Source organism: Flavobacterium sp. ACAM 123 (genome assembly GCF_000264055.1).
GTDB lineage: Bacteria > Bacteroidota > Bacteroidia > Flavobacteriales > Flavobacteriaceae > Flavobacterium.
In genome coordinates, this window is the sequence record NZ_AJXL01000062.1 from 1 (window position 1) to 20,618 (window position 20,618).

At 33.2% G+C, this 20,618-nt stretch carries 19 protein-coding genes; 4 read left to right on the forward strand and 15 right to left on the reverse strand.

Translation table 11 applies throughout. The annotated features are described in order from the left end of the window. The 3 genes from A3SG_RS0111800 to A3SG_RS0111810 all read right to left on the reverse strand — a co-directional run. Positions 1–766, reverse strand: a 766-nt coding sequence (locus tag A3SG_RS0111800) for a PD-(D/E)XK nuclease family protein (RefSeq protein ID WP_016990224.1), incomplete at its 3' end; no start/stop codon positions are given. An 85-nt stretch (positions 767–851) separates the two neighbouring features. Then, a complete protein-coding gene (locus A3SG_RS0111805; protein ID WP_016990225.1) occupies positions 852–1,385 on the reverse strand; it encodes a YqiA/YcfP family alpha/beta fold hydrolase in 534 nt (177 codons plus the stop codon). Beyond that, on the reverse strand, positions 1,375–1,770 hold the full coding sequence (locus A3SG_RS0111810) for a hypothetical protein (protein WP_016990226.1): 396 nt from the start codon (positions 1,768–1,770) through the stop codon (positions 1,375–1,377). Before A3SG_RS0111810 ends, A3SG_RS0111805 begins: the two co-directional genes overlap by 11 nt. 383 nt (positions 1,771–2,153) lie before the next feature. Between A3SG_RS0111810 and A3SG_RS0111815 the strand changes: the two genes are divergently transcribed. Further along, a complete protein-coding gene (locus tag A3SG_RS0111815) occupies positions 2,154–2,363 on the forward strand; it encodes a hypothetical protein (protein WP_157485437.1) in 210 nt (69 codons plus the stop codon). Positions 2,364–2,905: 542 nt separating this feature from the next. Here A3SG_RS0111815 and A3SG_RS0111825 read toward each other — a convergent pair. The 3 genes from A3SG_RS0111825 to A3SG_RS20835 form a co-directional block, all read right to left on the reverse strand. Beyond that, complete coding sequence (locus A3SG_RS0111825; RefSeq protein WP_016990229.1) at positions 2,906–3,136, reverse strand: hypothetical protein; 231 nt, start codon at positions 3,134–3,136, stop codon at positions 2,906–2,908. Positions 3,137–3,293: 157 nt separating this feature from the next. Beyond that, complete coding sequence (locus A3SG_RS0111830; protein WP_016990230.1) at positions 3,294–4,010, reverse strand: hypothetical protein; 717 nt, start codon at positions 4,008–4,010, stop codon at positions 3,294–3,296. Between the two features lie 261 nt (positions 4,011–4,271). Then, positions 4,272–5,297, reverse strand: a complete 1,026-nt coding sequence (locus A3SG_RS20835) for a hypothetical protein (protein ID WP_016990231.1) — start codon at positions 5,295–5,297, stop codon at positions 4,272–4,274. 198 nt (positions 5,298–5,495) lie between these two features. Here A3SG_RS20835 and A3SG_RS0111840 point away from each other — a divergent pair, with 198 nt between their 5' ends. The 3 genes from A3SG_RS0111840 (at position 5,496) to A3SG_RS0111850 (ending at position 8,181) form a co-directional block, all read left to right on the forward strand. Further along, positions 5,496–5,729: a hypothetical protein gene (locus tag A3SG_RS0111840; protein WP_016990232.1), complete on the forward strand. Its 234-nt coding sequence runs from the start codon at positions 5,496–5,498 to the stop codon at positions 5,727–5,729. 97 nt (positions 5,730–5,826) lie between these two features. Continuing rightward, the gene (locus A3SG_RS0111845; protein ID WP_232226360.1) at positions 5,827–7,500 is read left to right on the forward strand and encodes a hypothetical protein; all 1,674 of its coding nucleotides are present in this window, start codon (positions 5,827–5,829) and stop codon (positions 7,498–7,500) included. A gap of 12 nt (positions 7,501–7,512) precedes the next feature. Next, positions 7,513–8,181 (forward strand): DUF5932 domain-containing protein, encoded by a 669-nt coding sequence (locus A3SG_RS0111850; protein ID WP_016990234.1) that lies wholly within the window; start codon positions 7,513–7,515, stop codon positions 8,179–8,181. A gap of 136 nt (positions 8,182–8,317) precedes the next feature. Here A3SG_RS0111850 and A3SG_RS0111855 read toward each other — a convergent pair whose 3' ends face one another. The 9 genes from A3SG_RS0111855 to A3SG_RS0111895 all read right to left on the reverse strand — a co-directional run. Continuing rightward, on the reverse strand, positions 8,318–8,884 hold the full coding sequence (locus tag A3SG_RS0111855) for a hypothetical protein (RefSeq protein ID WP_016990235.1): 567 nt from the start codon (positions 8,882–8,884) through the stop codon (positions 8,318–8,320). A gap of 214 nt (positions 8,885–9,098) precedes the next feature. After that, positions 9,099–9,839 carry an N-formylglutamate amidohydrolase gene (locus A3SG_RS0111860; RefSeq protein ID WP_016990236.1) on the reverse strand — a complete coding sequence of 247 codons (741 nt, stop codon included), beginning with the start codon at positions 9,837–9,839 and terminating at the stop codon, positions 9,099–9,101. A gap of 11 nt (positions 9,840–9,850) precedes the next feature. Further along, positions 9,851–10,129: a hypothetical protein gene (locus A3SG_RS0111865; RefSeq protein ID WP_016990237.1), complete on the reverse strand. Its 279-nt coding sequence runs from the start codon at positions 10,127–10,129 to the stop codon at positions 9,851–9,853. A gap of 320 nt (positions 10,130–10,449) precedes the next feature. Then, entirely contained in the window at positions 10,450–13,491 is a 3,042-nt protein-coding gene (locus A3SG_RS0111870; protein WP_016990238.1) for a type I restriction endonuclease subunit R, read from the reverse strand. Then, a complete protein-coding gene (locus tag A3SG_RS0111875; protein ID WP_029596776.1) occupies positions 13,484–15,004 on the reverse strand; it encodes a Fic family protein in 1,521 nt (506 codons plus the stop codon). Before A3SG_RS0111875 ends, A3SG_RS0111870 begins: the two co-directional genes overlap by 8 nt. Positions 15,005–15,023: 19 nt before the next feature. Continuing rightward, positions 15,024–16,973, reverse strand: coding sequence for a DUF262 domain-containing protein (locus A3SG_RS0111880; RefSeq protein ID WP_016990240.1), 1,950 nt, complete (start codon positions 16,971–16,973; stop codon positions 15,024–15,026). Next, the gene (locus A3SG_RS0111885) at positions 16,966–18,348 is read right to left on the reverse strand and encodes a DUF262 domain-containing protein (RefSeq protein WP_016990241.1); all 1,383 of its coding nucleotides are present in this window, start codon (positions 18,346–18,348) and stop codon (positions 16,966–16,968) included. Before A3SG_RS0111885 ends, A3SG_RS0111880 begins: the two co-directional genes overlap by 8 nt. 2 nt (positions 18,349–18,350) lie before the next feature. Continuing rightward, the gene (locus tag A3SG_RS0111890; RefSeq protein ID WP_016990242.1) at positions 18,351–19,649 is read right to left on the reverse strand and encodes a restriction endonuclease subunit S; all 1,299 of its coding nucleotides are present in this window, start codon (positions 19,647–19,649) and stop codon (positions 18,351–18,353) included. A 1-nt stretch (position 19,650) separates the two neighbouring features. Further along, positions 19,651–20,618 (reverse strand): virulence RhuM family protein (locus A3SG_RS0111895; RefSeq protein WP_016990243.1); only part of this gene is annotated, 968 nt, incomplete at its 5' end.

Sequence of the window (20,618 nt, forward strand, 5' to 3'; positions counted from 1 at the left end):
AATAATTATCTTTAATTAAGGTTGTTATTTCTTTTTTCATTTTAGCATTTGTTGTTTGGTGAGTTAATTTTTTTATTAAATAAATATATTGTTGAAGCACTTCTCTTAACATTGGGAATTTAACAGCTTCTTTTAAACAATTTTCTAACCATTCTAAAATATCTTTTTCATAAGACATTAAAAAGTAATCCTTATTTATTTCTAATTTTTTATTACTTTCTACATCAATTACTGTATTTATATCATTTGTTGAAGTAGAATCGTGACCATCTAAGGTTAGAAATATAATTGGTGCATTGGGATAAGCTTTACTGTAACGTACAAGTTGTTTCTTTTGTTCTTCGGCGTAGATTTTATTTTCAATAATTATTGCACCATTCACATTGTCTTTAACCACAACATCAATTCGTCCACCTTCTGAATAATCATCACTTATTTTACCAACATGTTCTTCAATTTTTACTTGACAACTCTTAATGTCTAGATTGAATCGATTTAAGATTAAGTTTTCTTCTTCTGACGGTTCTTTCTCAGCTGAGTTAGGTATAATTTGTTTGATAAATAACTCTAAAGGAATATTATCTAGGCCATGACTTCCATTAGGATCTAGTAAATGACCAATAATAGCTGAGTGTGTTTTTACCTCGTTGCTTTCCATTCCCATTACTGAGAAGATATTAAAGTTTTCACCTGTTATCTTTGCTAATTTATTGTAGCTATTTAGTAAAAAGCCAACTTGTTTTAATAAATTTTGATGTTTATCCATGTATTTTTTTATTTATTATAATTGTAATTGATTCAAACTACGACCTTGACAAAGCTAATTTTTGAGGGCGTAGGAAAGATTAATTTTATTTCAAAAGATCCAATTCATTGAAGAATCCTGTTACTTCCATTTCAAAAACATCCAATGGAATTTGATGCCCCATTTGGTTGTGAATTGAAATTTTAATGTCAGTATTTGGTAGTCTGTTTTCAGAGAGCCATCTTAAATTATCATTGGCTTTGATGATATCATCCTGACCACCTAATGCAAAATGTAGAAGCGATGCAGTATTTGAAGTATTTATCTTAGGAATGTTTAGAGGAACTGGTCTATGTGGCAAAGCCGGATTAAAGAGTAGTGCAGGGCATGTGATGGTGTTGGCAAAATAATAGCCCATAAAACCACCCATGCTGCTGCCAATTACAACATCAAATCGTTTCTCTTCATTTAGTTTTTTAAGTAAATCAAAAACATTAGGATTGTTGTGATAATCTAGGTCAGGTGCAATAACGGTTCCGAAACGTTCTAAAACGGATCGTTTTTGCGGATTTAGTTTGCTCTCGAGCCCGTGTAGGTATAAAATATTCATGTGTTGTTGATTTTCAGTTTTAAAATTCATCGTATAAGTTGTTTTTGAAATTTAATATAATTTCCGCTACTAACTCTTCTTTAGAAGTCACTTGGTCCGGCCAAAAGGTATTATAGTAGAAAAAGCGTAATTCTAAAACGTCTTCTTTTTCAAGGCACAAGAGGTCTATATATCGTTCATATCGTTCCCATGTAAAATAGTCTTCGTCATAATCTTCATTCGTTTTACCTAGTTCCTTTTGTTTCGTTGGAAATCCTTCAGCCTCGTAGCCTTGCGCTTCGCAATAATCTGATATGAGTTCTCTAATGTAGCCTTCTTGTACTTCAGCATATTTATCGTCGTCTATGGAATCTCCAGTGGAGTCCCACGATGGATGTGTTTCCAGTATTTTTTGCTTTATTTCCTCTACAGTCATCCGTTCTTATTTATTATGTAAAAATAGTGGGTTATAGCGCCAAAACGTGACGTTGTTAAATCGGTTATTTAAAATCATTCGTCTTTCTAACGGTTATTTTTAAAAGTAGCTGTAATTTAGAGGAACAAAGTTTTTATAAGAATTATTGACCACTAAAACTACCCTTTAATATATGAGAAAGCAAGTTATTATTCTAATTATTCTACTTTTTTCTAAATGCTATTATTGGACAAAGTGTAAAGCAAAAAGACAGATACGGCAACGCCTTTGTTTATGTAGATGGTTTGACTTTGAAATCAAAAAACAAATATGGTAAGCCCCTTTATTATTATGATGGTCAAACCATTAGAATTAAAGATAGATACGGAGATAAAATATATTTTATGGATGGTAACACGGCTAAAATTAAAGATCGATACGGTGCTAAAATCTATTACTTTGACGGATTAACTATACGCGAAAAGGATAAATACGGGCAGGCTTTATATTTCATAGATGGTCAAACTCTTCGTGTTAAAGATCGGTATGGGTCGGCTGTTTATTATTTTGAGGGTTTACCAGAAAAATGGGTCCTAGTCTGTTTGATTAGATAAATTCTTTGCTTAGTAAATAAGAACTTTTGATTGCAACGACACCATTTGTCTTTGTTCACGGTTAATTTTGAAAAAAAAATAAAAATGGAAACTCAAAAGCTCTCGTTTAAAGACCGGTATAACCAAAAAATCAAAGAATATTTAGAAGCAGAAGAACTTATTGAATTAGCGTCGTTACAATTGCTTGTCGTATGTGTACTTTAAAAATAAAAAAACTCAATAAATGAAGGTCATAGAAGTAATGAAATGGAGTCAACCAAAAAGCTCAAAAAGCAGTTGCGCTTTTAAAATAAATTTATTTTTGTTCAAATTAACAATAGAACGACACAGTATCTGAATTCTGTGTGAAAATTTGAAAAAATAATTTGGTCTTGTTCAAAAAAGCAACGACCAAATATCGAAATATTTATAAGAAAGAAGTTCAATTGCATCATAACAATACTATTGACTTATTTCTATGCCACAGTAAATATGATGAACCAAGTACTAATTCTAACTATCTTATAAATTAAATATATTCTCGTTTTGTCGTAATCAATGTTTTAATCAAAAGCGTTTTGCAAAGCATTCGTTACCGGATTCAATTCTTGTTGCACATATTTAAGAACATGAGGCGATTCGGTCTTTAAGGTGCCATGTTCTCCATGCGTGACAATTCCCTCCCCTATAATTATTAGTTTTAGGATCCCGGTTTCTAAATCTTCCACTTCAATGTTTTTTGCTTCAAGTGTGTGGGTGTTTGTTGATGGTTCTAATGTAATACGGTTCTTCATTATACGGTTCTTTTTAGTTAAGTACTTTAATATTTGATTTTTAAATTTATTTGTTGAATTTGCAAATTATTTTAATCAAGTAATAATCATTTGGTTGTATGAGTTTTAGGGGTGTATAATTAAGAAAATCAGTGCTTCCTCTAGCAAGTAGTTTGGATTAGGATTCGGCAGTTAGTAAATTGAAGTATTGGTCTGCTGTTAGCGGGATGATTTTTCCTTTAGGATTCACCTCTGTTTTCATTTCAACGAGCATAATATCTCCCTGTCGCTTTAATTCTTTGATGTGTGGGATGACATTTTCATGAAAACGGAATGTACTGGCAATTGCTGCAAGGGGATCGTCTTTATATTCGTCTTCAATCCATAACCAATGTTCCTTGTTAGTCGAGGTACACCAACACTTCACGGCGAATAAATTGATGTCTAGTTTTAGTTCTAACAATCTGCCGTCTATTGTATAGGTTTCGTAAATGGCATGGTAATTAATCTCAGGCAACGATTTTCCGAAATGATCGTATTGTTTTCTTGTCACTTCCTTGCCTGTAACTTGTAATCTTGTAGCTCCAAGATTTTGAATCATTTCAGTAATGTTGATGCTATCAAAAACCATTCTTTTAAAACCCAATGATTCTATTTGTAAAGCCTCTTTGAATGAAAAAGCTTCCACCGAATCATAGTTGTTTGATAAATAGGTATGCAACTTGTACAATTCCGGAATTGAAGCAATATCATTCAAATAACGTTCTTGAAAACGTTCTATACTGGTATAAATGCCTTTTAGGAATCGCAGTGCTTCCAAGCAAGTGCATTCACCCAATTGGTTTTTGTTTAATCTGTAGGTTAAATTATTTTTAAGATGAAAATAGGTTTCCATAGTGTTGTTCGTTAAAGAAGCAAAACTAAGGCCGTGTAACGACAAAGGATGTCGTGGTAATAATTATATTGGAATTACTTTATTAGAAATTATTGTTGCGAATTGACCATTAGAAAATGAATTCTTTTTAATTACAAATTGTTTGCAATTATCTTTATGGGTAGTAATTTTTATATGATTTGGAATGGTGAGTAGGGGATGTGAACGGTTTACGATTGTAGTTATCGAAGTACAGCTTGATTGTTTTAGCAGATAGTACACTTACTTCACGTACTTATCAATCATATATTGTGTAATCGGTTTTAATGTTTTTTCATTTTCAGGGTGGAAACCTGGGGCATTAAAAAAATCAAGATGGTCTCCATTTTTACAATACCATAAAATGGGTTTATTATGCTTAAAAAAAGTTGTCGTATCCGAAACCTCAATTTTTTTAAAAGTTAGCATATTTTCATTCATGGGCAGTTTGGAGTATAAATTTACAATGCCGAGTTCTTCAGTTTCACAGACAACCGCTTCATAATGGTCTTTTTGCCATTGCATACACGTTTTTTTTGGAAAAAACCAATATACGAAACCACCTATGATTAAAATCAGAACCATTGCGGGAATAATTTGCGGTGTCTGTAAAAATCGCATTTGTTTTTTCACCAAGAATGATTGTTGAATTATTCCATCATTCTCCGTGTTGTTATTTATAGCAATTTTATCTTCTCCGGTAACTTTGGGTACAACTGTACCTTCAGGACTATCAATAAGACTAAGCTCTTTTTTAAAAGATTCTATTTTTGAAAATTTAAGGTAAGGTCTTTGATTAAAGCCAACCAATATTGCCGCAATATTCACCGCTTCAATATCAGCTAAATCCGTTTCTCCTTTAAAAAAGGTTTCTATAGGCCTGAATCTATCTGTTTGATCTTTTAATTTATTGGAACAATTTGGAACAAAATCAAATTGAAAAAAAGCAGAAAAGCTTTTTAAATCATCAGCGTTTGCATCATTTTTAAATAACTCGGCACACAATTTCCTCAATTTAGCGCGAGAAGGATTTAGCAAGAAACTGGAATGACTTCCCGTTTTCTCTATCTCATACTTCAATTTAATAGCTGCTTTATAATCTTCTAAAGTATTTTTCACCATAAGCTTAAAGGAATTTTTAGGAATTTTCAGGAATCCTTCGTCATACTGGGAATCATAGGAATTCCGTATCAATTTTACTTCAGAAGCATCATTACTTTGCCTCAGAATTAGTTGTTGTTCTATTTCGCGATACGGACAAATGTACAAAACTACTTCTATAAAAGTGACGCTATACAGAACAGAATTTTTATTCCGGGAAGTATAATTAAACGGTTCTGTACTAGCTCACTTTACTTCCCGAAACCAAAACAAACTGTTCTCATTTTAATGGTTTAGCCAATATTAATTATTCGATTAAAGATATCGAACGGCCAAACCTATGTCCAATTTTTAACAATTACAATCATGAAAAAAATATTTTTTATAGCTGCTTTTGCAGTATCGGGCTTAGTTATGGGATCCTGTGATGCGGATGCTATTGATAGTACAACGGCGCAATCAAAGGAATTCGCAATTCAAAAAGAAAACCTAAAATCAATGGAAAGAGACAGTATTTCTGTTCTTAACACAAGCACGGTTAATGCAAGTGAAGATCCTGGTGATGAAATAATTATTATTACACCTCCAAAAAAGCCATAATAAAAAGCTTTAATTTACAATTAAATACTATTTTCGGGGAAAGAAACTTTATATGTTCCGTTCCCCGTTTTTTATTGTGCTGTTTTTGCTTTTAATTGTGTCTTGTCAAAAGAATGTAAAAACAGTTATTGATATTTCTACAAAACAAGATAGCTTAGAAAAGACTAAAGCTATTAATTACTCAGGCTTAGGTGATTCTTATAATGTCGCTAATAAGCCAGATAGTGCTTTTTATTATTATAATAAGTCCAAAGAATTATTTGAAAATGTGGGGGACAGTTCTTACATTGCTTATAATCTACTCGGAATGGCTCAAATCCAACAGACTTCAGGAGATTATTATAGCAGCGAAGAAACGTTGACCGAAGCTTTACCGTACATAAATAGTGATTTGCAATATCAAATGGCCGCAAATAATTTATTTGGGATTTCAGCAAAAGAAGTGAAAAATTACGATGACGCCGTTCGTTATTATACTACAATTTTAAAATCGGTAAAAGATTCCGTTTCTAGAATGGTAGCATTCAATAATATCGCTACAGTATATACGGAACAAAAAAAGTACAAAAAAGCCATTGCTCTTTTAGAGCCCATTTTAAAATCGGATGTTTTAGATACACTACAGAATAAGAAAGCTAGAATTATTGACAATCTGGGATTTGCATATTACAAAGACAATCAAATTCAAAAGGGACTAGCATTAATGAACCAGGCTTTAGTAATCAGAACTAAAATTAATGACTCCTATGGTAGTATTAAAAGCTATTTGCATTTAGCGGATTTTTATCAAAATAGAGATCATCAAAAATCGAAGGAGAATGCATTGGAGGCTTATAAGGTAGCGACAAAGTATAAAAGTATAGATGAACGATTGGAAGCATTGGAACTCTTAATGTCTTACAATCTAGAAAGAGGGGTAAATACTTATGCCGCATTGTTTGTAAATCTTAATGATAGCATTAAAACAGTACGAAACAATGCTAAAAATCAGTTTGCTAAAATTAAGTATGATTCTAGAGAAGCGACTTTGGAAAATATAAAATACAAGGGGCAAAGAGCAGAAACCCTTTTGCAACTTGAAACGCAAAAAAACGAAAAGTACTTGCTCAGTTTTGGATTCGTTGTGCTACTTGGAGGAATCGGTTTCCTTATCCACTATTTTAGAAATAAAAGTAAACGAGAGCTATTAGTAGCAAGTTACAATACCGAAACTCGAATTTCTAAAAAACTTCATGATGAACTCGCTAATGATGTTTTTTATACGATGACTTTTGCGGAAACCCAAGATTTACAAAACCCTATAAAAAAAGAAACGCTGTTAGACAATCTTGATAAAATATATGTTAGAACACGAGATTTCTCTAAGGAGAATAGTACGATAGAGACAGGAGAAAGTTTTGAACACAATCTCAAACAAATGCTCAGTAGTTATAAAAGTGACAGTGTCGAAGTTATTATAAAAAATGGAAATATAATAGATTGGTCAAAAGTTCAAAACGAAAAAAAGATAGCGCTGCAAAGAGTCTTGCAAGAGCTGATGGTCAATATGAAAAAATACAGCCAAGCCAATTTTGTGATAATTGGTTTTGATAGCGATCAAAATAATGTAAAAATTGACTATTCAGATAATGGGGTGGGCCTCTCGGAAAAACTAATTTTAAAAAATGGACTCCAAAATGCGGAAAACCGTATTCAGGCAGTAAAAGGAATACTTACTTTTGATTCTCAAATTAATAAAGGTTTCAAAGCTAAAATTTTACTTCCTAAATAATACAACAATAATATGTTTACAAAAGTTTTAATTGCAGATGATATAGATTTTAATGATGTGGGTGCGGCTCAAATACTCAAGGAACTTGATGTTCCCGAAATTCAATATGCAAAATATTGTGATGAAGCTTTGTTAAAAATTAAAAAAGCACATATTGATGCTACTCCTTTTGAACTGCTAATTTCTGATTTGTCTTTTAAAGAGGATCATCAGGTGAACAAACTCAATTCTGGTGAAGAATTAATAGCTGCAGTAAAACAGTTGTTCCCTAACATTAAGATTATTGTTTTTTCGATTGAAAACAGAGCACACCGTATCAAATTATTATTTGACGAGCTTAACATAGATGGCTATGTATTAAAAGGGAGAAACACCATATATGATCTTAAAAGAGCCATTCAAAAAGCGTACAATAATGAACCGGAAAATATTTCGCCGGAATTGTTAAGCTTGCTTCAAGACAAGACTACAAGTGAAATAGACAACTATGACGTGCAGTTGATTAGGCATCTCTCCCTTGGACTATCGCAAGAGAAAATGGAAACGGTATTGAAACAAGAAGGCATTAGCCCCAATAGTATAAGTTCTATTGAAAAGCGGGTTAATAAGCTTAAAATTTATTTTAAGGCAAACAATACCGTACATCTTATCGCTATAGCTAAGGATTTAGGGATTATTTAACGAGCAAAACCTAACTCTTTTCAGAGCTTTTGTCATCATCAAATCCTTTTTTTATTTGCTAAGTTAGTATAAGATCCTCGCAAGGTTGCTAGTTTTGCTTTTATAGTACTATTTAGATCGAGCATAGAACTAGTAATTACATTTTTATTTTATTGTTTAGCAATTCTTCTATTTCAACAGCAGTAACGCCATATATTTGAAGTAGCTCAGTTGTTTTTCTGATCGAAGCTTTTAAGCTTTTTTTTGCTTGATATAGCTCAAATTCTAGACCGTTAAAGTCAATTTCTTCTGCGGTAAAACCACGGTTTTCTAATTGTAATAAATGATACCCTGAATAATTCATGGGTAAATTAATACTTCTTAAAATGCGGTCTGATTCAAAAAATGTAGATTGTGCTTTGAATGAAGTTACTCCAATTTTAATGGTACTATCCATTATAATGCATTCTATTTTTAAATCATTCCATGTTTGTATAATTTTTTTGAAGTAAAAGAAGCTTATTGTTGCTTTGGCAGTGCTTTTTGTTAGGCATGGTAATTCAATTCTTGAACCTGGAATAACCAATGTCAATAAACCGTCAGTAATAGTTAATTCAATCACTGTATTTTTGTTCCAGTCAGATAATTTACCAAGTATTCTGGACTTTTTCTTTAATTCTGCTTCTAGCTTCGATTTTCTAATACTAAAACTTGCTTGGTTCATAATTTCATAATTTAAATAGAAGATTAGTCTGTTTTATTTTAGCACTACTATAGTATTAACTAATTACAAATTAGATGTGTCGGATTAAATAGGGTTTCAATTATGATTGGCTTTTTCTTGTATTCCAAATGTCGAAATGACAATACTGTTCTATCTTTACTAATAGTTAAAACAGATAAGTAAAACTATTCCTGTCAGGTATTTTTTCTACCATCTACAAATTTCTTAAGCCATCCAAAAAACCTTGTACAACACTTTTTGTAGTTTCAAAATTTTCTGATTTTTCATTGGTTGGCTCGTTTAGATACATTCTTCTATTTACTTCTAGCATAATGGCTTCGACTCCTTTGTTTTTCTGATAGTGCTCTATTGGGACTAATGCGCCGCTGTAAGGAGTATCGATACCCAATGAATAACCTAAACTTTCAAAGTAGTCTTTAGAGAAATCTATTAATTCTTTGGGCGTATGAAAAGCATCGGTTCCTATATTATAGTCAGGAGTATGTAGGTCCTGTGATAATGCCCTTTTTAGAGGTGTTGAAGGGAAAGAATGACAATCGACTACTAATGCTGTTTTCGACTGCTTTAATTCGTCATTTACGCAGTCGTTTAGTTTGTTATGGTGCGGATAATAATAGTTTTCTAAAGCAAATTCTCTAATTTGACTCGTGACTTTTCGCATCAATTTGCCACTGTCTAAGGTTTCGTATAAAACTCCCATTCCAAATTTAGCCATTTCTTCCTGGCTGTCATCTGTAAAGCGTTCGGGGTCACAAAAGAGGCGGGTAAAAGGAGCAATGATACTAACATCAGTTTTATTGTCAAACAATTGATCGGTGTACCAATCCGTCAATTTTAGGATTTCGGCATCGAGGATATCTTGGTGTACTACATAGCCTTGTAGTAATGGAATTGTTGTGGAGGAATGGGGAATATGTAAGATTAACTTTTTCATTAGCTTATTTCTTAAAATTGAATTTTAGGATCTATTTTTTCTAAACAAATAGTTTCCTCCTGGAACACAATTACGGTTCGATTTTGATCCAGGTTTTCCATTAACAATTTTACTAACTGGATAATTGCTTTTTTCAGCAGTACTTCTTCAGTAGGGAATTTAGGATATTGGATAAAATCCAGCGATACCGATGGCTCTTCCTGACCTAGGAAAACAATTTCGCAAAGGGTAAGTTTAGTGCTCAACGCAACATCAAATTCCTTTTTAATTTGTTCCTGTGCTTTATACAATATTTTTTTAAAGTCAATTATAGAAATAAGTTCATTGGAGTATGCCTTTATATAATCCTATTGTTGCCGTGGCTGTAAATGTTTTAATGATTATACTCTTCATATTATATTTGATGTTGTTGTTCTAATTAAAAATAAAGCAGTGATTGCTAAATCAGCCTGTCCAGATGTGTTGTTGAACTAATCCTTCGTAAAAGAAAAACCATTGTTGTGGGCAATTATGATTAGAGTTTGAATGCTCTCTTTGTATCGCACATAATCAAAAGCATTACTTAAAACCGCTTGTTTTTTATTTCTAAAATAATTTATTTAATATAATATTAAGCACTCAATATCCTCTTCAATGTATCTTGTATAGCAATTCTAAAGGCATCATCTTGAGTCAGCTTTTTATATAAATCAAGTTCTGTTTTTCGATGGTTGGCGATTACGTCATTGAAAATTTTCACAAAAGCTATTTCTCTATTTTGACTGTCTGCGTTGTCCGCATATTTGTTTTTAAAATCAGGATGCGTTTGCATGTTTTTGGCTAGACTTACAAACTTTACTCTTTGATCTTCTGGTGTGGCATCCCAACCTTGGTACCACTTTTCGTTAAAACTATTGATAATTAAATCTAATGGATCTTCATCTGTACCTGTTCCATGAGCTCCACGAGGATTTGGATTTTGAGGGTCTAATTCAGTTTCGGCATCGTCTAAACCAATACCTGCATTCAGTTTTACCCGTTCTAGTCCGTATGTTGACAAATCGACTGAATTTAGTAACTCATCCAAGGCATCGCTAGTTGGATCAATGATAATCAGTTTTGGAATTAGAAACTTCAAAAACCAGAAAATCTTTTCCCAGTTCACCACTTCATAAGGGAGGATAGAAGCCATCTGACCGTATATTTTGACAAACTGTTTGGCTTTAATTTTAAAATCGGCTTTATCGCTGTCTTCCAATTCTAATTGACTGTTGAATCGGTCTGCGGCCAAATCAATAATGGGGCTTAACAGTTGTGCATCTACTTTTTTGAAATATTTATCTACAAAGTCTTCTACTTCTGCCCATTCATAAACTCCTACATCATCCAAGGTTGCTTTAATTTCGTGCAAAACATTGATATCAGTGGCTTTATTCAATGAAGTTGCAGTGTAAAAAGGATCGAAAGCGTCTTGAATTTCCTCGGTCGAATTAAAGAAATCCAACACAAATAAATCCTCTGTTTTCTTCCCCAATTTATTAGCTGCACGGTTTAATCTTGACAAGGCTTGCACGGCTAAAACGCCTTGTAGCTTCTTATCGACATACATGGCGGTTAGTTTGGGTTGGTCAAATCCTGTTAGGTATTTGTTGGCCACAACTAGTATTTTGTAATCATCACTATCAAAATTATCACGGGTATCTTTTTCGGCAAAACCATTGAGACTGTCTTCCGAATATTCAATGCCATCCACGGTTTTCTTGCCTGAGAAAGCAACAACCACTTTGAAAGGCTGCTTTTTCTCTTTCAAAATAGATTGAATAGCTAGATAATATCGAATCGCCGATTCGATACTCTGCGTAACGACCATGGCTTTGGCTTTCCCTTTTAGTTTTTTGGTACTGACAATTTTAGAAGAAAAATGATCTATAATAATATCCGCTTTTATAGCGATGGTTTGCTTGTGTTGCTCTACAAAGGCTCTTAATTTTTTCTGCGCTTTGTTGGTATCAAATAACGGATTGTCTTCTATAGATTTTTCAATCTCATAGTAACTTTTATATGTAGTATAATTAGCCAGCACGTCTAAGATAAAGCCTTCTTCAATAGCTTGTTTCATCGAATACAAATGGAATGGTTTGTACTTTCCATCTTCTTGTAGTTCGCCAAACTTCTCTAGAGTATTGCTTTTTGGGGTCGCTGTAAAGGCTAGGTAAGACGCATTTGTACTCATTTTACGAGAACGCATGATTTCCAAAATCTTATCTTGGGCATCTTCTTCTTCCTCCACGTTGTTGCTACCCATGGCACGGTTCATATTATCAGCAGCTGAGCCACTTTGGCTACTGTGTGCCTCGTCTATGATGACCGCAAAACGTTTGTCGCTTAAATCGGCTATTCCATCAACGATGAAAGGGAATTTTTGAATGGTGGTAATGATGATTCGCTTGCCACTTTCTAAACTTTCTTTTAGTTCCTTGGACGAATAAGCAGGAGCAACAATATTTTTTACTTCCGAGAATTCTTTGATATTTTCTCGTAATTGTTTGTCTAATAAACGTCGGTCAGTAACCACAATCACCGAATCAAATAACGGATTGGTAACGCCACGACTTCCTGGAGTGGTTTCGCTCTCAGGATAGGTTTCTATCAATTGATACGCTGCCCAAGTAATAGAATTTGATTTACCTGAACCAGCGGAGTGTTGAATTAAATACGTTTGTCCTACACCATTTTTACTGGCATCTGCAATTAGTTTGCGAACGACATTCATTTGGTGGTAACGAGGAAAGAATAAAGTTTTTTTGCTTAAAGGATCTTTTTCCTTACCGTCAAAGCGTACAAAATGCTGAATGATATTTGCTAGACTTTCACGGGTTAAAACTTCATCCCATAAATAAGCCGTTTTGTGGCCAAAAGGATTCGGTGGATTGCCTTTACCGTAATTATGTCCTAAATTAAAAGGGAGGAAAAAAGTTCCTGCTCCATCTAATTTCGTTGTCATATAAACTTCATCTGTATCGACTGCAAAATGCACAACACATCGCCCAAAGTTTAACAAAGGTTGTGTAATGTCTCTTTTAAATTTGTATTGATTTTGTCCGTGAACTTTTGCGTTTTGCCCTGTCCAATGGTTTTTGAGTTCCATGGTAGCGATAGGCAAACCATTTACAAAAACTACCATATCAATTTCTTCTCTTGGGTTGGTTATTGAATATCTTATTTGGCGTGTAACGCTAAATTCGTTGCTTTCAAAATTTACCTTTGCCACTGCGCTGCTACTCGCCAAAGGCAGTACATAGAGCAGCGTAAAATGCGCATCATCAACTTCGAGTCCTTTACGGAGGATACGCAAAATGCCGTATTTTTTCACCAAACGATCCAAACGCTCTAGAATTTTGAGTTTCCAGTCGTTTTGCTTTTGCAATTTGGCTAACTCTTCGGGTTGGGTTGTTTCTAGAAAATGCCAAAATCGAACCTCATCAATAGCAAATTTAGCATTGAAATCATTGGCTGAACCTATGAAATAGCCATTGCCCGAACGGTACAACTCGGCACGCTCATTCACGCTATCGACTGTAGTTCCTGCAATTTTCAATTCTTCGAGACAACTGCCGGTTAGTTTTTTCTCTATGGCAGATTCTAAAGCTTGTTCGTTGGTTTGGCTATGCATCTTGTTCTAATTTGGTTTTTACTAGTTGCCCTTTTTCAGTAAGGCGGTATTTTTGATTGGTGCTATTCGGTTTGTCGGGAATTGTCATTTCAATAAAGCCTTCTTCCATTGCAGGATTTAAATAATTATCTCTAAAATTTGGATTGTGTTTTAGTTGTAAAATAGTCATTAATTCCTGTCGTGAATAGGCTTGATCTGAAATCAAAATCAATCTTTTTATGAGCTCATTAACTTGGTCGGTAACTTGGTCGGTAACTTGGTCGGTAACTTGGTCGGTAGCTTGTCCAGTAACTTGTCCACTAATTGTCGATGGTCGCCAAAGAGTAACTTTAAATCCTTCTTCTAAGTTGAAGATTGGCTCTAGTAATCCATGTTCTTTGCATAAACGAAGTATTTCTCCTGTACCTGTTCCAAAACGTTCTATATATCCCGCTTGGTACAAAGCTTCTGCCAAATGTGGGTTTCTAGGATAGGAGGCGTGGTCTGTTCTTAGTTTATCTAAAGTCAGTTCTGGTGGGAGTCCTCCAGGATTACTAATCTCCACTCTATCTGCAAAAAGCATTAATTGCACACTTCCTTTACTTTGATAATCTCTATGAGCAACGGCATTGACTATAGCTTCGGCAATTACCGCTCTTGGAATTTCATATTGTAGCGGCGCTTGATTAGTCTGTGAACGCAAACCTACAGAAAGGGCTATTTTAGACAAAATAAAATCAACTGCTTCATCTACTTGTGTAAACACATCACCTTTAATTACACGGTGATCTGGAATGGGTTTAGCAACATGCAATCCATGAAAATGGGCACATTTAACTATTGCTGTCGGGAAAAATTGTTGTGGATTTTGTCCAAAGGCAAGAATCCCACTATTGGTTAGTTGTGTTTCGGAAATGAAATTCAAATGCGAAAGTACTTTCGGCAATGCTGTTCCTTCGCGTAATGGAAAGCCTCTTTTGTATCTCGCTAAGCTGATGAAGTTGTTTACTTTGTCTTCATCAATGGCGTCAAGTTTAGCTTTACTGTTTACTTCGGAATCAAAATCAATGGAACGTAAAATTCCTTTTTGTTGCAATACTACTACCAAAGCTTTGGTCACTTCAGACAGTAATTCAGTTGTAGAAGTAAATCGTTTGTACGACAACGAATTTTGGATTTTACGAAACAACGCTTGTTCTTTTGGGTTTCGATCAATCTCTGTATCGTTTTTTATAAATGCCAACGAAAAAATATTTTCTTGTTGTGCGAGATCATATTCGAGTTCTGTAGGCGAAATACCTGATGGCGTTTCAAAACCATATTCTTTTCCTATCAAAATCAAATACACTTCGGCTTGGGTTACTTCTTTCAAATACACTTCCATAGGTTGCAAACCATTGGCAGGCAATTTTTCGAATAGAATAGGCTCAAAAAAGAGTTGCAGCACAGGATCGGTCAATATATGACGATGCAATGCCTCTCGCTCTTGGGCAAATTCTTTTTGAACACTAGAAAGAAATATTTTTTGCTTCATAGATAAGCTATTTTTTATTTTAGAGCTTGTTTGTTGGTTTTGCTGAATTATTAAAGTTCTCAAACTTATCTTTCATAGCATCGCCATGAATCTTTATTTCCGTTTCTACCCAATGAACTTCATCCATCATCAGATCTTGCTTTAAGCTATCAGTACCGACTTTGTTATAAAAATCTTTTTTAGCAGTAGGCATATGATTACTTAATCTCGAATTTTTACTACTACTAATTAAACATAAATTACCGAATAAATCATAAATACTTCTATCTATTTTGTGTTCGGGAGAGATAGGATTTTGAGGGTAATAATGCTCTACTGAACTTCTTTGCGTGAATTCAAAATTTGACGCACCTATACTTTGCTGCTTCCACAAAATATAATCTAAATAGTTAAAAATGAAATTTTCAACCGCAGTCCCTTTGTCTAATAAGTCTAAATTGTATTTTTTTAGTTTTTTATTTACGCTGTTTCCATTGTTTATATAGATAATATTAAAGTAGTCTATTACATCTGTCGTAACATAACGGTCAAAAACGTAAGCTTCTGCTAAGTTCTGTAAGTATTTTTTATATGAGAGAGCATTAATATCCTCTTCGTAAAACAAATAAAATAAAGATGCATTTAACCAATGCTTGTAAACTAAAGTTGGCGTAGAAACATGAAACATAGACAAAAGCATTATTAGCTCTTTATTTAGCGATTCATTATCTTCAAAACTATTTACGTAGCTAACTTTGTTCCCATCATACCATTTCAATCGCTTTAAACTCCATTGTTCTTTTTCTCGAATAAACTCTCTTTTAATAATAAACTGATCAAACAAATGTTTCGTTTTTAATAAGCTATATCCAAAATCTTTTACAAAATCAATTTTACCTACAGGAGTTAATGATTGTATTTTAGCTTTGAAGAAATCTATTAATCGTTTATCATCTAAACTAACCTCCTCTGATTTTGTTTGAATTCTTAGAACGTGTAATAAGAAGTTTGAAAAGTTAATCACGGATGTAAATCTTTCTGGCGCCTCATCTAAATGATTTGAATTTAATTCGAAAGAATCTTTATAATCAATGATTTCAAAAATTGTAAATTCTTTACCTGTTAGCTCTTTACCTTTTTCTACTTCTATTGAATTAGTATGAATTTTATCGGCTATTTCTTCTAAACTATTACAATTTAGAATGTTCCAATTCTTTGCGGTGAATATTAAATCTCTTTCTTTTGGTGTAAAGCCATATTGAACATATCGTTCCATATCAGAACAAGCTTCCCAAATGAGATTAAAAGCATTACTTAGTTTCTTGTCTTCATGAATTATTTCAAGCATTTGTGCCTTCAAGATTTCATGCTTTTCTAATTGTTCTCCACGATTATTCATAATTTCAAAATAGTGATTCAAGTCAGTTTCTTCAGGAACAGAAACCCTCACTATCTTTACATTATTAGTTAAATACGAGTAGAATACATTTATTTTATCATCGGTATCTAAAAATTGATTTAGCAACTTTTCCGCATCATAATAACGCTGTTTTATATTGCCATTATATTCTTTTGAAGCAGAGAAAAATACTTTTTCTGTGTTTTGATTTATTACTTCAAGTGTATCTGTTGACTTTTTTCGACTGTCAAAACTTAAATCAAGTCGGTACTTAATTGGGGATTTCAGTTGACTCTTAAATAATCGATGAAAGGCATTCAACAATATATTCAAGGTAGTCAATCGTTGTTGTCCATCTATTGTTTCATAAACAATCTGATTGTCTACAATACGTTCATAAACAACTAAAGTTCCGATGTAATAACTTTGATTGTTCTTTTTTTCGTCAAAAGCATAATCACTTATATCTTGTATCAACTGCATTATTTCTCCTTGTCCCCAAGTATAATTTCTTTGATAAATGGGAATCACATAAGAATCATTTTTTTCAAACAACTCTTTAATTGAAAAAGAGGGGATTTCTTTATTCATAAATATAATTTAATTGTTTGAATATTACTTTTAATGCTTCTGTTTTATCCGAATCAAATAAATCATCTTTCATTAAAATGTTTAATTTAATATTTAAAAAATCATTCGGTTTCAAGGCATCTTTTATTGATTTGAAAACATAAGGATATTCTAAGGCATAATTGTCTATTGAAGCCAATTGAACACTATGATATGTTAATCGAACGGAATAAGCCCAAATAAAGATGCGCTCTATTGCCCTTTCTATTTCTACTAATCCAAACTTATCTATGTAATAAATTAAAGCGCAGTCAAATAAATTACGTACATATTTATCACCAGTTCTATTTCGACCTTCATAACTTTCAATAGTTAGCAAAATCTCTTTTGCAATACCTTCTTTTTCAGAAGTTACTTTTAATGATTTGATTACAGATAAATAATGATTTATCATTTCAAAAAAACGTTTTCCATTAATAACAACTTGATCCAGTTGAAACGGAAAAGGCATATTTCTTTGATCAATTTTTCTGTTAAAATCTTGATTATATCCTTCTACATAAAAATGGCTAATACGATACATATTAGCGAAAGGATAAGGCTCTTGTACACTTGGACTAATTCCTTTAAAAACATCTACATCATTTTTAGTAAACTTTCTGGCTGTTTTTCCATTTGCCCAATTTCGAATTCGATACAGATAAAGTGAAAAGGTATTTTTTAACTGTTCCAATTCCATATTCTCCCATTGTTCAACGGTATTAATACGTTCCATTTCAGATGTATTGTCCATCATTTCACGCAGATGAAATGCTTTTAATAAATCGTGAGGATCTAAATCTACCCCTCTCGCATTTTGGGAATCAAAGAATTGAAAGGCTTCTGAAATATCTGTCAAAATAACTTTTACCATTTCACAACGCTCAAAGAAAAAACGTACCGTATCCTCATTAAAATCTACAATCCTACGTTGTATTTCATAGTAATTGTTTCTAATGTTATTTTTACTTTCTTCATTTGTAAAAAGCAAATGTTCGATATTATTTAAATTTGGCGTGACATATCTTATTTTAGATAGTTTTTCTTGTAAAGGCTGACTGTTTTTTATTGCTAAACTTATTAGTAATAAAGTAATGGTGCGTTGTTGTCCATCTACAATATTTAATTTGTTATCCTCATCATCGTGGTAAACAATTGTACCCAACCGATAGGCAGGTTTTTTGTAAAAAAAAAGTATGTCGTCTAGTAACTGATTCACGTTTTTTACTGACCATTTGTAAGGACGTTGATAAGCAGGAATTATAATATTAGTTGTCGTAACTAATTGTTTGACACTAATTATTTCTGGTTTAATATTATGAATTGCTGTCGTAATCGTTTCTTCTTTTGTTTCCATAATTAACAAACCCTAACCTTACCCGTTACGACCCCATCAATCAAACTACTCTTGTATTCCTTCAACTTTTCAATCTCTTGCTCTTTTAAGGAAATTGCGGTGGCGATTTTTGTAGTTGAAGTTTCTATAAATATCAATATATCGTTTTGTTCCTCAATCGTTGGAATCACAAAAGGAATATGTTTCATTCTGTCTTGAGATAAATCCCATTGACCTATTCTGACACCGTCTGATGCTTGACCAAAAAAAGGAACATATATTTTACTTCTGATTGCTAAATGGAAAAAATCAGGATTAATGGTATCTACTAAACTAAAGGTATAATATGCAGGACTTATAATTCCAGTATAATTTGAAACACCATATGAACCTTGCCAAGCTTTCATTTTATTCATTCCAAAATCTCCTCTTTTAAGTAATTTATAGCCACTTAAATCATCTGGTATGAAATTATGATTTGAAGATTCATTTTCCAAATCTCTTACAATAACACCAAGCTCTCTTGTGATTGAAAGCAATAACTCATTTGGATGATTTTTAATTGAGTATATAGTTAGCATTAATCCAAGTCGACTTACAGTCCAATGCTCTGGAATTTCCCCAATCCATTCCACATCAATGTCTTTTAGCTTTACATCAGGATTAATCCCTTGGGTGACGGCTTTATGAATAACTATTCGTTTACGTTCTTCGAGCAACTCAATTTGCTGTTGCTTGATGACAATAGCTTGGTCTATTTTGGTCGTTTTATCATCTAGAAATTCAGAAATGGCGGTTTGTTCTTTTAGAGAGGGTATTAAAAAAGGAATTTGCTTCATTCTTTCTTTAGACAAATCCCATTGTCCAATTCTTACTCCATCAGAAGCTGAACCAAAAAATGAAACATATAATTTACTTCTAATAGCTAAATGAAAATATTCAGGAGTCATTTTTTGTTCTAAATCAAAAATAAAATAAGCAGGACTTACAATTCCGTCATAATTAGAAATCCCATAAGAACCCTGCCAAGCTTTCATTTTATTCATTCCAAATTGTCCTTTCAACAGAACTTTATAATTTGATAAATCATCTGGAATGAAATTATGATTTGCACCTTCATCTTCTAAATCTCTTAAAATAACTCCTTTTTCTCTTGTTATCGATAACAGTGATAAATCAGTTCTATTATTTATAGAAATTGGATTTAACAATACTCCTAACCTAGATACCTCCCAATGCTCAGGAATATCGCCCAACCATTCTACTCCCGAAGGTTTGTATTTGTCGTACCGTTTTGTTGTATTTTTTACAGCTGTTTCCATGTTATTTTTTGTTTTTTAGCTGTTTTTGTGTACTCTCTATTTGATTTATAAAGTCTTTTTCCACCTTTGAAAGTTCATTTTTCAGTTGGTCTTTGTAGGCTTGGTACTTATGATTAGCTTTTTCTAAAGCTTGTTCATGGCTTACTGTGCCTGCATGTGTCAAAATATTGTTTCCTGTCATTTGCAAGAAATCATCTGCACGCTGCAACCAATCATTCATGTACATGGGTTTGCGGTTCAAGGCTTGTAATTCGGCAATTTCTAAATAAGCTGTTACCGTACGATTCAATACGTTTAATTCTTGCTCGTTCAGGTAGTTTTTGGCTACGCCAACCTCTTTTTTTGTGGGTTGCTCCCCTTTAAAATGGGTAAGTCCCAAGTGTGGTTTTGCAGTATCGATACGATTGTAAATAACTTCGGCAGCACTTTGACCGTGTGCTGCCCAATGCATTTTGTTTTGTATGGTTTTGAAAAATTGCTGTGAAGTTGTGGCATTAGGGTCATAGTCTACACTAGTAGCGTAGATATCTAATACTTTGCGCCAAAACACCTTTTCGGAAGAGCGTATGTCACGAATACGTGCTAATAATTCTTCAAAATAAGGTCCGCCAGCTGCTTCTTTGAGCAAATCATCGTTCATGGTAAAGCCTTTTACAATGTATTCTCGCAAGCGGGAAGTGGCCCATTGTCTAAACTTTGTACCTTGTAAGCTCTTTACACGATAGCCTACTGAGATAATAACATCAAGATTATAATACTTCACAGGGCGATCTGAACCACTAATGTGCAAAATTTGCACATTGCTTTTTTCTTCTAGTTCTCCTTCTTTAAAAATATTACCAATGTGTTTTGTAATTACAGTTCTATCTCTTGTAAAAAGAGTACTCATTTGCTCTTGCGTTAACCAAACGGTTTCGTTCTCCAAACGCGTCTGTATTTTTGTTTGGCCGTCTTCGGTTTGATATAATA

Coding starts and splice junctions, on each gene's coding strand:
- A3SG_RS0111810 (WP_016990226.1), bottom strand. CDS start 1,770: ATGACTGTAGAGGAAATAAAGCAAAAAATACTGGAAACACATCCATCG.
- A3SG_RS0111855 (WP_016990235.1), bottom strand. CDS start 8,884: ATGAACCAAGCAAGTTTTAGTATTAGAAAATCGAAGCTAGAAGCAGAA.
- A3SG_RS0111830 (WP_016990230.1), bottom strand. CDS start 4,010: ATGGAAACCTATTTTCATCTTAAAAATAATTTAACCTACAGATTAAAC.
- A3SG_RS0111880 (WP_016990240.1), bottom strand. CDS start 16,973: ATGAATAAAGAAATCCCCTCTTTTTCAATTAAAGAGTTGTTTGAAAAA.
- A3SG_RS0111825 (WP_016990229.1), bottom strand. CDS start 3,136: ATGAAGAACCGTATTACATTAGAACCATCAACAAACACCCACACACTT.
- A3SG_RS0111885 (WP_016990241.1), bottom strand. CDS start 18,348: ATGGAAACAAAAGAAGAAACGATTACGACAGCAATTCATAATATTAAA.
- A3SG_RS0111890 (WP_016990242.1), bottom strand. CDS start 19,649: ATGGAAACAGCTGTAAAAAATACAACAAAACGGTACGACAAATACAAA.
- A3SG_RS0111860 (WP_016990236.1), bottom strand. CDS start 9,839: ATGAAAAAGTTAATCTTACATATTCCCCATTCCTCCACAACAATTCCA.
- A3SG_RS0111870 (WP_016990238.1), bottom strand. CDS start 13,491: ATGCATAGCCAAACCAACGAACAAGCTTTAGAATCTGCCATAGAGAAA.
- A3SG_RS0111840 (WP_016990232.1), top strand. CDS start 5,496: ATGAAAAAAATATTTTTTATAGCTGCTTTTGCAGTATCGGGCTTAGTT.
- A3SG_RS0111875 (WP_029596776.1), bottom strand. CDS start 15,004: ATGAAGCAAAAAATATTTCTTTCTAGTGTTCAAAAAGAATTTGCCCAA.
- A3SG_RS0111805 (WP_016990225.1), bottom strand. CDS start 1,385: ATGAATTTTAAAACTGAAAATCAACAACACATGAATATTTTATACCTA.
- A3SG_RS0111850 (WP_016990234.1), top strand. CDS start 7,513: ATGTTTACAAAAGTTTTAATTGCAGATGATATAGATTTTAATGATGTG.
- A3SG_RS0111815 (WP_157485437.1), top strand. CDS start 2,154: ATGGATGGTAACACGGCTAAAATTAAAGATCGATACGGTGCTAAAATC.